The organism is Streptomyces thioluteus (genome assembly GCF_039535865.1).
In genome coordinates, this window is record NZ_BAAAXZ010000004.1 from 1 (window position 1) to 9,666 (window position 9,666).

The window sequence follows — 9,666 nt, forward strand, 5'->3', positions numbered from 1 at the left end:
CCTCGCAGCCCGTCTGCCCCGCCGGCGTGCAGTCGCCAGGTATCCAACCAGCTGAGGTAACCGTGACACGACACGAGGACGTCAGAGCGACGTGCCGTGGGTCGGTGAAGCCAAGGGTGAGTCACGAGGCCGACAGCAAGTGGCCGGTTGACAAGCGTTCCCTGGTCCGGAGTGGAGACGGCGGCGCCCAGCAAGGGGGTTTGTCGACGCACGGTCGAGAACCCAGGCCTACGCCGGCCAGGATCGGCCCTCGGGTGCGGCGGCCTCCTCCGAGACCAGTAGGGCGAGCGCGCGCTGGAAAGGCGGTAGTCGACTACAGTTACCACCGGCCGCGGTCGCGGCAGTGGTCGAAGAACCTGCCGCCAAGTCGACGGGGATCCCCTGCGCGTGAGGCCCTCGCCGAGCGCGGTCAGCAGCCCCTGCACGTGCCGCCCTCGTTGCGCGCAAGCGAGTCGAGGTACAGGACGCCATGACGGACCGCCCACAGTCGTACGATGGTCTCCTGGACGCCGACGGTGAGCACCGGGTGCGGGCTCATCTCGAACCGAAGACCGGTGTAGGCCGTCGACGATGACCGGCGGACGGTGCAGTTCGAACTGGACGGTCTCCGAGGAGGTTGGTATCAACTCAGTACTCGGTGTCCAAAGCATCGTGGTGTCGCGGGCATCCGTCACACGTCGAGTAGAACGGCAACATCCGACGCGCGCGACGCATGCCGGCCAGCGTCTCCCGCAGGATCTCGCGATCTCCTCGACCTGGGCCGAGTGCGAGGCGTAGTCCACCAAGGGAATCTTCTTGGCGCGCAAACACCGTCGGCGAGTGAAACGCCTCATCGCCCAGTCCAGTCCCGTGGGGTCGCCCGAGCATGACCACGGCGCGCGACCCGTTGGACCGCCGCGCGACCGAACGGAGCCGTCCCAGCGCTCCAGTACCGCGCAGCACCCGGTCGAACGGGGGACGGCGAACAACCCGAGACCAATCACCGCCGCGCCCCGACAGACCACAAAACCCCACCAACCAACACACACACCCACGCAGCTCCTTGCTAGCGACACAACGCCGACGATGCGGGCCGCGTCGTCCAGGGAGAGCGCGCACAGCGACGTGGGCACGCAAGGCGATCATCGCCCGCGAGTGCACGAACGACCCGCGGCCGGGTCAACACGCCGAAGGAAGCGCCACAGCGCCGACCGAGCAGTAAACAAATCACCCGCAGAACAGCCCCGGCAACGCACGACGTCGACCTAAAATACCAAGCGTTATAGCCGCGCGCCCGAACCGTCCCCCAAAGAACCTTCGTCAACGAACCAGTCCAACCGTACGGGCGCAGAGCTACTTCTCGCAAGCCTCGACGGACTCCCGGAAGACCGGTGATGTGCTAACATCACACCTCGCAATCGGCAATGCCCGGCCACTGGGAGCCCTGTCCTGGGAACACGAAGGCAGAGGCTGTCCCCCGTGTCGCGCGCGACGCCCCATCGCCACCTGCTCGCACCTGCTCGCCGTCGTCTGGGGTAAGCGGGGCTTGTGAAGGGAGGCTGCTGCGAGGGGGGGAGGGGCTGCCTGCGTGGCGCGGTCCCGCGTTCCAACGCACGGACGGCCCGTGTGCCGTGTCGCGCCGCCGGGGGTCTGCGGTCGCAAGCGAGGTAACGGGGAGCGCCCGTATCCGCGTTGCCTAGTAGGACCTCGTGGGTGTTGTGGGTGCCAGGTGCCGAGGGAAGAGGAAGGAGCGGGCGGAGGCGGTGACATCCGGCGCGGGCATGGGCGGGCGTGTATCAGGTCGCCGCTGTACGCGCGCGGCCCCCCGCCGGAACCGCTGGATGACCATCCAGGCAAGGCGGACTGGGTCGTCGTGCCGGTCCCCGTGGCGGACGCGCGGGGGGCCGGGTCGGGGCTCGGGCTCCGCCTGATATGCACACTGAAGTGTGGATCGTGCTAAGAGGGAGGGTGGAAGCAACAACAACGGAGCGGGGTAGTTGAGTATTGTAGGGAAGATGAGAGGAATCAGTGCAGAACGTACGTGTTGGGAGTGATAGTGGGGCTCGAGGGTGCAACCGAGCCCGACCCGCCCCGGCGTCCGACGGGGACGGCGACGCCCGTCCGCTGCCCTGGCTGGTCTCCGGCCGCCGGCCGCCGCGGGCCTGCGCGCCCAGGCCGGCCGGATCCGTGCGTTCCTGGAGGCCCACCGAGGTCCCGGACGCGGACGTGGCGTACTCGCTGGCCGCGACCCGGGCGGCGCTGCCGGACCGGGCCGTCGTGGTGGCCGCGGACCGCGCCGAGGCCGTCGCGCGCCTCGCCGCCCTCGCCGACGGCGAGCAGGGCGAGCAGGTGGCGCTGGGCGTCGCGGCGAACCGGGACCGCCTCGCCTTCGTGTTCCCCCGGACAGGGCTCCCAGTGGCCGGGCATGGCCGCCGAGCTGATGAGCACCTCACCGGTCTTCCGGGAGTCCATCGAGGCGTGCGAGAAGAGCCTCGCCCCGTACGTGGACTGGTCGTTGACGAAGGTGCTGCGGGGCCGGTCCGGCGCGCCGACCCTGGAACGCGTCGACGTCGTGCAGCCGGCGCTGTTCGCGGTGATGGTCTCCCTCGCGGCGCTGTGGCGCTCCTTCGGCGTGGAACCGGCCGCGGTCGTCGGGCACTCGCAGGGCGAGATCGCCGCGGCCCACGTCGCGGGCGCGCTCTCCCTGGACGACGCGGCCCGCATCGTCGCCGTGCGCAGCAAGGCGCTGCGGGTCCTGTCGGGCCGCGGCGGGATGGTCTCGGTCGCCGCCCCCGTCGACCGGGTGCTGCGCGAACTGGAGCGCTGGGACGGCTCCGTGTCGGTCGCGGCGGTCAACGGGCCCGCGCGCCGTGGTCATCTCCGGCGACCCCACGGGACTGGACGAGGCGATCGAGGCGTTCACCGCCGACGGTCTGCGCGCCAAGAAGATCCCGGTGGACTACGCCTCGCACTCGGCCCAGGTCGAGGAGATCCGCGAGACCCTCGCGGGAGACGCTGGCCGGCATCGCGCCGCGCCGGTCGGAGGTGCCGTTCTACTCGACGGTGACCGGCGAGCCCGTCGACACCACGATCCTGGACACCGAGTACTGGATCACCAACCTCCGCGAGACCGTCCAGTTCGACCGCACCGTCCGCCGGCTCATCGGACGACGGCCACACCGGCTTCGTCGAGATGAGCCCGCACCCGGTGCTCACCGTCGGCGTCCAGGAGACCATCGCGACGTGTGCGGCCGACGGCGTCCTGACCTTCGACTCGCTGCGGCGCAAGCGCAACGAGGGCGGCACGGCACGGCTGCTGACCGCGCTCGGCGAGGCCCACGCGCACGGGATCACCCGTCGACTGGGCGCAGGTCTTCGACCACGCCGGACCGCGGCCGGTGGACCTGCCGACCTACGCCTTCCAGCGGCGCCGCTACTGGCTGGAGGAGGCCGCCGCACCCGAGGCCGACCTGGCGTCGGCCGGGCTCGACGGCGTCGACCACCCCCTGCTGGGCGCCGCCGTCCTCCCTGCCGGACGGCGGGACGCGCTGTTCACCGGCACGCTGTCGGCCCGGACCCACCCCTGGCTCACCGACCACGGCGTCGCCGACGTCCTCGTCGTGCCGGTACCCAGGGCGCTGGTGGACCTGGCGCTGCACGCCGGCGGGCAGACGGGCTGCGAGGTGCTGGAGGAGCTGGTCCTCCACGCGCCGCTGATCCTGCCCGAACAGGACACGGTCCGCGTCCAGTTGGCCCTCGGGGCACCGGACGAGTCGGGGCGGCGCTCCGTCACCGTCCACGCGCGCTCCGGCGAGGCCCGGTCCGACGATCCGTGGACCCTGCACGCCGAGGGCACGCTGGCCCGCGACGGCGAGCGCTCCGAGGACCTCCCGCAGGCCTGGCCGCCCGCCGGCGCCGAGGAGATCGAACTCGACGACTGCTACCGCCAGTTGGCCAAGAACGGGCTGCACTACGGAGCCGCGTTCCAGGGGCTGAAGCGCGGCTGGCGCCTCGACGGGGACGTCTTCGTGGAGGTCGAGCTCCCCGAGAGCGGCGGACCGGCCGGCGGCTACGGGCTGCACCCGGCCCTGTTCGACGCGGCGCTGCACGCCGCGGCGTTCGTCGGCCTGCCCGGAGCGGCCGCGGACGACGCCGTGACCCGGCTGCCGTTCTCCTGGGAGCGGCGTCGCCCTGCACGCCACCGGCGCCGTCCGGCTGCGGGGCCCGGATCCGCTTCACCGGACCGGAGTCCCTGTCCGTCACCGCCGCGGACCCCACGGGCCGCCCGGTCGTCACCATCGCGTCCCTCGGGATGCGCCCGGTGACCGCCGAGGCGCTGCACCGGGCCGCCGCCTCGGCCGGGACACTCGCTGCTGCGCCTGGAGTGGCAGCGGCCGCCCGGCCCGCACCCGCGCGCCCTCGACGAGGAGCGCTGGGTCTGGATCGGGAACGGCGCCCCCGGCGGGCAGTTCGAGCGCCACGACGAACCGGCCGGCCTGCGGGCGGCCCTGGACGCCGGCGCCACGGCGCCCGACGTCGTCGTCCTCGCGGAGCTGCCGGCCGCCGGTGACGCCGCTGATGCCGACACGCTCGGCGCGGCGCACCGGGCCGTCCACCGCGTCCTGGCCGCCGTCCAGGACTGGTCGGCCGACGACCGGCTCGCGGCATCGCGCCTGGTGGTGCTGACGCGCGACGCGGTCGCGACCGCGTCCGACGCCGTGCCGGCCCCCGTGCTCGCCGCGGTGTGGGGCCTGATCAGGTCCGCCCAGGCGGAGAACCCGGGCCGCATCGTCCTGGTGGACCTCGACGGGCGCGACGAGTCCCTGGCCGCCCTGCCCCTCCGCCCTGGACACCGGGGAGGCGCAGCTCGCGGTGCGCGACGGCGCCCTCCTCGTCCCGCGCCTGGCGCGCGTGACCACACCGGGGGACCGGGGTGCCGTGGCCCTGCGCACGGACGGCACGGTGCTGGTGACCGGCGGACTCGGCGTGCTGGGCCGGCTGGTGGTGCGCCACCTGGTCACCGCGCACGGCATCCGGCGCGTCCTGGTCGTCTCCCGCTCCGGCGGCACCGGCGAGGGCGTGGCCGACTTCACCGCCGAACTGAACGCCGAGGGCGCCGAGTTGCACGTCGTGGCCGGGGACGCGGCGGACCGCGCCGTACTGGAAGGGGCGTTGGCCTCGATCCCGGCGGAGCATCCGCTGACGGCCGTGGTGCACATGGCCGGTGTGCTGGACGACGGCGTGCTGACGTCGCTGACCCCGGAGCGCGCCGACCGCGTGCTGCGCCCCAAGGCGGACGCGGCGTGGCACCTGCACGAGCTGACCGCCGGGCAGGACGTGCCGCTCGTGGTGTTCTCGTCGCTGTCGAGCGTGCTCGGGCCCGCCGGCCAGGGCAGCTACGCGGCCGCGAACGCCTTCGTGGACGCCCTGGTGGAACGGCGCCGGGCCGCCGGCTCGCCCGGTGTGGCCCTGGGCTGGGGCCTGTGGGGCGCCCGGTCGGGGCTGACCGGCGACCTGGACGAGGCGGACCTGCGGCGCATGGCCCGGACCGGCGTCCAGCCGCTCTCCAGCGACCAGGGACTCGCCCTGTTCGACCTCGCCCGCGCCGGCGACGACCCGGTCGTCTTCCCGCTGCACCTGGACACCGCCGCCCTCGGCGGCGGCGACGCGGACGACGTCCCGCCCGTGCTGCGCGGACTCGCCCGCACCCCGGCGCGGCGCGCCACCGTCCGCGCCGCGGAGGAGCGGCCCGCGGGCGACGACACCCTGGCCGACCGCCTGGCCCGCGTGCCGGAGGCCGAACAGGAGGCCCAGCTGCTGACGTTGGTCCGCAGCCATGTGGCGGCCGTGCTCGGCTACGACGATCCGCGGACCGTCGGCGAGCGCCGCACGTTCACCGACATCGGCTTCGACTCGCTGCGCGCTCTGCAGCTGCGCAACCGGCTCAACGGCGCCACGGGACTGCGCCTGCCGGCCACGCTGGTCTTCGACCACCCCACCCCCCGTCGAGCTCGGCCGCTACCTGCGGACCCGGCTCGTACCGGACGCGCCGTCGGCGCCGGACACCGCGGAGGCGGTGACGCCGCCCCCCGCGGCGCCGGGCGAGGGGAACGAGGCCATGGAACAGCTCCGTTCCGCGGCCTCCCTGGAAGAGGTCTTCGACCTCCTCGACGACCAGCTCGGCAAGTAGGACGACCCCGCTCGAACCGACAGGGAGGCTCCCGATGCGGGTGCTGTTGATCGACAACTACGACTCCTACACCTACAACCTGTTCCAGCTCCTCGCCGAGGTGTACGGCAAGGAACCGACGGTCCTCGTCAACGACGACCCGTCGTGGCCGGAGCTGGACCCGGCGATGTTCGACTGCGTCGTCGTCTCGCCCGGCCCGGGCCGCCCCCCAGCACCCGGCCGACCTCGGCTTCTGCCAGGAGGTCCTGGACCGCTGGACGGACACCCCCGGTCCTCGGGGTGTGCCTGGGGCACCAGGCGATCGCCCCACCACCACGGCGCGGACGTGGCCGAGGGCACGCCGAAGCACGGTCACCTGGCGCGGGTCCGGCACGGCGGGCGGGACCTCTTCGACGGCCTGCCGCAGAACTTCACCGCGGTGCGCTACCACTCGCTGCGGGCCGCCGAACCCCTGCCGGAGGAGCTGGAGGCCACCGCCTGGGCCGAGGACGGCACCGTCATGGCGCTGCGGCACCGCACGCTGCCCCGCTGGGGCGTGCAGTTCCACCCGGAGTCCATCGCGAGCGAGTGGGGCGCCCAACTGCTCCAGAACTTCGCGAAGCTCGTCGGCGCCGAGTACGCCGCCGCGCCCCGGGAACGGGCGCGGTGGGCCGCCCCGTTGGAGGACGCCCCCGCGGAGGCGCCGGAACTGCGGCCCGTGTTCGAGGTGATCGACCGGGCCGTGGACACCGCGGAGCTGTTCACCACGCTGTACTCCGCGAGCGCCGGCTGCTTCTGGCTCGACAGCAGCGCGCCGGGGATCGGGCCGGCCCGGTTCTCGTTCCTCGGGGACGACTCCGGCCCCCTCGCCGAGACGCTGACGTACCGGACCGGGGAGAACACGGTCGCGGTGCGCGACGCCGCCGGTGAACGGGCCGAGCCCGGCACCATCTTCGAGGTGCTCCAGCAGCGGCTCCGCGACCGCCGGCTCAGCACGCCGGAGCTGCCCTTCGACCTCAACGGCGGCTACGTCGGCTACTTCGGCTACGAGCTCAAGGGCGAGTGCGGCAGCCCGAACGTCCACCGGTCCGAAACCCCGGACGCCGTCTGGACGTTCGCCGACCGGCTGATCGCGGTGGACCACCTGGAAGAGAAGACCTACGTCGTGGCCGTGAGCGGCACCGGGCCGGGCGAGGAGGACGCGGCCCGGGCCTGGGTGACGGAGACCGCCCGGCGGGCCCGCGAACTGCCGGACCCCGCCCCGTCCGAGGCACCCGCCCCGGCCGCCACGGCGCCGTCCGAACAGGTCGACATCGCCCGCGACCGCGGCCAGTACGTGAGCGACATCAAGGACTGCCTCGACGAGCTGCACAGCGGCGAGAGCTACGAGATCTGCCTGACCAACCGGATCCGGCTGCCCGAGCTGAAGGACCCGCTCGGCTACCACCTCCTGCTCCGGCGCCTCAACCCCGCCCCCTACGGCGCGTTCCTGCGCCACGAGGGCGTGAGCGTCGTGTGCTCCTCCCCGGAGCGGTTCCTGCGGATCGACCGGGACGGCGTCGTGGAGAGCCGGCCCATCAAGGGAACGGCCCCCCCGGGGCGAGGACCCGGCCGCCGACGAGGCGCTCCGGGTGTCGCTCGCCGCCTCGGCCAAGACCCGGGCCGAGAACCTCATGATCGTCGACCTGCTCCGCAACGACCTGGGCCGGGTGTGCGAGGTCGGTTCCGTCGACGTCCCCGCCTACATGGTCACCGAGACGTACGCGACGGTGCACCAGCTGGTCACCACGGTCCGGGGCCGCCTGCGGCACGACGTGGACCCGGTCGCCTGCGTCCGGGCCTGCTTCCCCGGCGGCTCGATGACGGGCGCCCCGAAGCTGCGGACGATGGCCATCATCGACCGCCTGGAGCAGGAGGCCCGCGGCATCTACTCCGGCACCATCGGCTACTTCGGGCTCTCCGGCGCCGCGGACCTCAACATCGTCATCCGCACCGCCGTCTCCACCGGTACGGGCACGGTCATCGGCACCGGCGGCGCCATCGTCCTCGACTCGGACCCGGACGAGGAGTTCGACGAGGTGCTGCTCAAGGGCCACGCGCTGGTGCGGGCGCACGGGCTGCTGGAGGGGGCCGCGGAGGCCCCGTAGTACGGCCGTTCCGCCCGTCGTTCGACGGGCTTCAAGATCGCATCAAGTTTCGGCGAACAGAATGCGGGGCGGCAGCGCGCCCGTACGCCAACGGAAGGATCGAACATGTCGACCACCGCTCACACCGAGCCGTCCTGGGCGGATCTGCCGTTCCTGGACTTCACCGACCCGAACTTCTCCTGGGACTCCCCGGAGGTGGCCGAGGCCCGCGAGAAGTCCTGGATCGCCCGGACCCCGCTGGCCCTCCTCGTCCTGCGCTACGCGGAGGCCGACCAACTGGCCCGCGACAAGCGGCTGATCTCCGGATTCCGCGGCCTGGTCGACATGGTCGGGACCCCGGAGGGCCCGGTCCGCGACTTCATGGTCGACTTCCTGCAGAGCCTGGACGGCGCGGACCACCGCCGGCTGCGCGGGCTGGCCACCCACCCCTTCACCCCCCGCCGCATCACCGCGGTGCAGCCCTTCGTCCGCTCCACCGTCGAGCAGCTCATCGACAAGCTGCCGCAGGGCGATTTCGACTTCGTGCAGCACTTCGCCCACCCGCTGCCCGCTCTGGTGATGTGCCAGCTGCTGGGCTTCCCGCTGGAGGACTACGACACCGTCGGCCGGCTGTCCATCGAGACCAACCTCGGCCTGGCGCTCTCCAACGACCAGGACATCCTCGTCAAGGTCGAGCAGGGCCTCGGCCGCATGTTCGACTACCTGGTGGCCGCGATCGAGAAGCGCAAGGTCGAGCCCGGCGACGACCTCACCTCCGACATCGTCCGCGCCTTCCACGACGGCGTCCTCGACGACTACGAGCTGCGCACCCTGGTCGCCACCGTCCTGGTCGCCGGCTACGAGACCACCAACCACCAACTGGCCCTGGCGATGTACGACTTCGCCCAGCACCCCGACCAGTGGATGAAGATCAAGGAGAACCCCGAGCTGGCCCCCCAGGCCGTCGAGGAGGTGCTGCGCTGGAGCCCCACGCTGCCCGTGACGGCCACCCGGGTCGCCGCCGAGGACTTCGAGGTCAACGGCGTCCGCATCCCCACCGGCACCCCCGTCTTCATGTGCGCCCACGTCGCGCACCGCGACCCCCGCGTCTTCGCCGACGCCGACCGCTTCGACATCACCGTCAAGCGCGAGGCGCCGTCCATCGCCTTCGGCGGCGGCCCGCACTTCTGCCTGGGCACCGCGCTGGCCCGGCTCGAACTCACCGAGGCCGTCGCGGCGCTGGCCACCCGGCTGGACCCGCCGCAGATCGCCGGCGAGATCACCTGGCGGCACGAGCTCGGCGTCGCCGGGCCGGACGCCCTGCCGCTGCGCTTCGGCGCGGCCTGACGTTTCCCGGGCCGCCGGGGGTGCGGCGCCACCGTCGGTGGGCCC

At 73.0% G+C, this 9,666-nt stretch carries 8 protein-coding genes and 4 pseudogenes; 9 read left to right on the top strand and 3 right to left on the bottom strand.

Features of this window, described 5'->3' with window-relative positions:
* Positions 1-409: 409 nt before the first annotated feature.
* On the bottom strand, positions 410-538 hold the full coding sequence (locus ABD794_RS00540; RefSeq protein ID WP_344960317.1) for a hypothetical protein: 129 nt from the start codon (positions 536-538) through the stop codon (positions 410-412).
* A gap of 1,466 nt (positions 539-2,004) precedes the next feature.
* Entirely contained in the window at positions 2,005-2,451 is a 447-nt protein-coding gene (locus tag ABD794_RS00545) for a hypothetical protein (RefSeq protein ID WP_344960318.1), read from the bottom strand.
* Here ABD794_RS00545 and ABD794_RS00550 point away from each other — a divergent pair.
* The 6 genes and pseudogenes from ABD794_RS00550 to ABD794_RS00575 form a co-directional block, all read left to right on the top strand.
* Positions 2,420-2,776: pseudogene (locus tag ABD794_RS00550) on the top strand (acyltransferase domain-containing protein); the annotation flags it as partial. The gene ABD794_RS00545 and the pseudogene ABD794_RS00550 sit on opposite strands and share 32 nt — an antisense overlap.
* A gap of 73 nt (positions 2,777-2,849) precedes the next feature.
* On the top strand, positions 2,850-3,176 hold the full coding sequence (locus tag ABD794_RS00555) for a hypothetical protein (RefSeq protein WP_344960319.1): 327 nt from the start codon (positions 2,850-2,852) through the stop codon (positions 3,174-3,176).
* A 201-nt stretch (positions 3,177-3,377) separates the two neighbouring features.
* Positions 3,378-4,304, top strand: coding sequence for a polyketide synthase dehydratase domain-containing protein (locus ABD794_RS00560; protein WP_344960320.1), 927 nt, complete (start codon positions 3,378-3,380; stop codon positions 4,302-4,304).
* Positions 4,305-4,532: 228 nt separating this feature from the next.
* A pseudogene (locus ABD794_RS18425) lies at positions 4,533-4,757 on the top strand (SpnB-like Rossmann fold domain-containing protein); the annotation flags it as partial.
* Positions 4,758-4,851: 94 nt separating this feature from the next.
* Complete coding sequence (locus tag ABD794_RS00570; RefSeq protein ID WP_344960322.1) at positions 4,852-6,219, top strand: type I polyketide synthase; 1,368 nt, start codon at positions 4,852-4,854, stop codon at positions 6,217-6,219.
* Positions 6,204-7,253: pseudogene (locus tag ABD794_RS00575) on the top strand (anthranilate synthase component II); the annotation flags it as partial. The gene ABD794_RS00570 and the pseudogene ABD794_RS00575, both read left to right, overlap by 16 nt.
* A gap of 53 nt (positions 7,254-7,306) precedes the next feature.
* On the opposite strand, the gene ABD794_RS00580 reads toward ABD794_RS00575, so the two are convergent.
* Entirely contained in the window at positions 7,307-7,495 is a 189-nt protein-coding gene (locus ABD794_RS00580; protein ID WP_344960323.1) for a hypothetical protein, read from the bottom strand.
* Between the two features lie 40 nt (positions 7,496-7,535).
* On the opposite strand from ABD794_RS00580, the pseudogene ABD794_RS00585 reads away from it, so the two are divergent.
* From ABD794_RS00585 to ABD794_RS00595, 3 genes and pseudogenes are all read left to right on the top strand, one after another.
* Positions 7,536-7,679 (top strand): annotated as a pseudogene (locus ABD794_RS00585) (hypothetical protein); the annotation flags it as partial.
* A gap of 100 nt (positions 7,680-7,779) precedes the next feature.
* Complete coding sequence (locus ABD794_RS00590) at positions 7,780-8,295, top strand: chorismate-binding protein (protein WP_344960324.1); 516 nt, start codon at positions 7,780-7,782, stop codon at positions 8,293-8,295.
* Positions 8,296-8,400: 105 nt separating this feature from the next.
* On the top strand, positions 8,401-9,621 hold the full coding sequence (locus tag ABD794_RS00595) for a cytochrome P450 (RefSeq protein ID WP_344960325.1): 1,221 nt from the start codon (positions 8,401-8,403) through the stop codon (positions 9,619-9,621).
* The last annotated feature ends 45 nt before the right edge of the window (positions 9,622-9,666 follow it).

Bases quoted from the DNA above. Each gene is read 5' to 3' on its own strand.
- ABD794_RS00540 (WP_344960317.1), bottom strand. From the start codon at position 538: ATGAGCCCGCACCCGGTGCTCACCGTCGGCGTCCAGGAGACCATCGTA.
- ABD794_RS00545 (WP_344960318.1), bottom strand. From the start codon at position 2,451: ATGGACTCCCGGAAGACCGGTGAGGTGCTCATCAGCTCGGCGGCCATG.
- ABD794_RS00580 (WP_344960323.1), bottom strand. From the start codon at position 7,495: ATGTCGCTCACGTACTGGCCGCGGTCGCGGGCGATGTCGACCTGTTCG.
- ABD794_RS00595 (WP_344960325.1), top strand. From the start codon at position 8,401: ATGTCGACCACCGCTCACACCGAGCCGTCCTGGGCGGATCTGCCGTTC.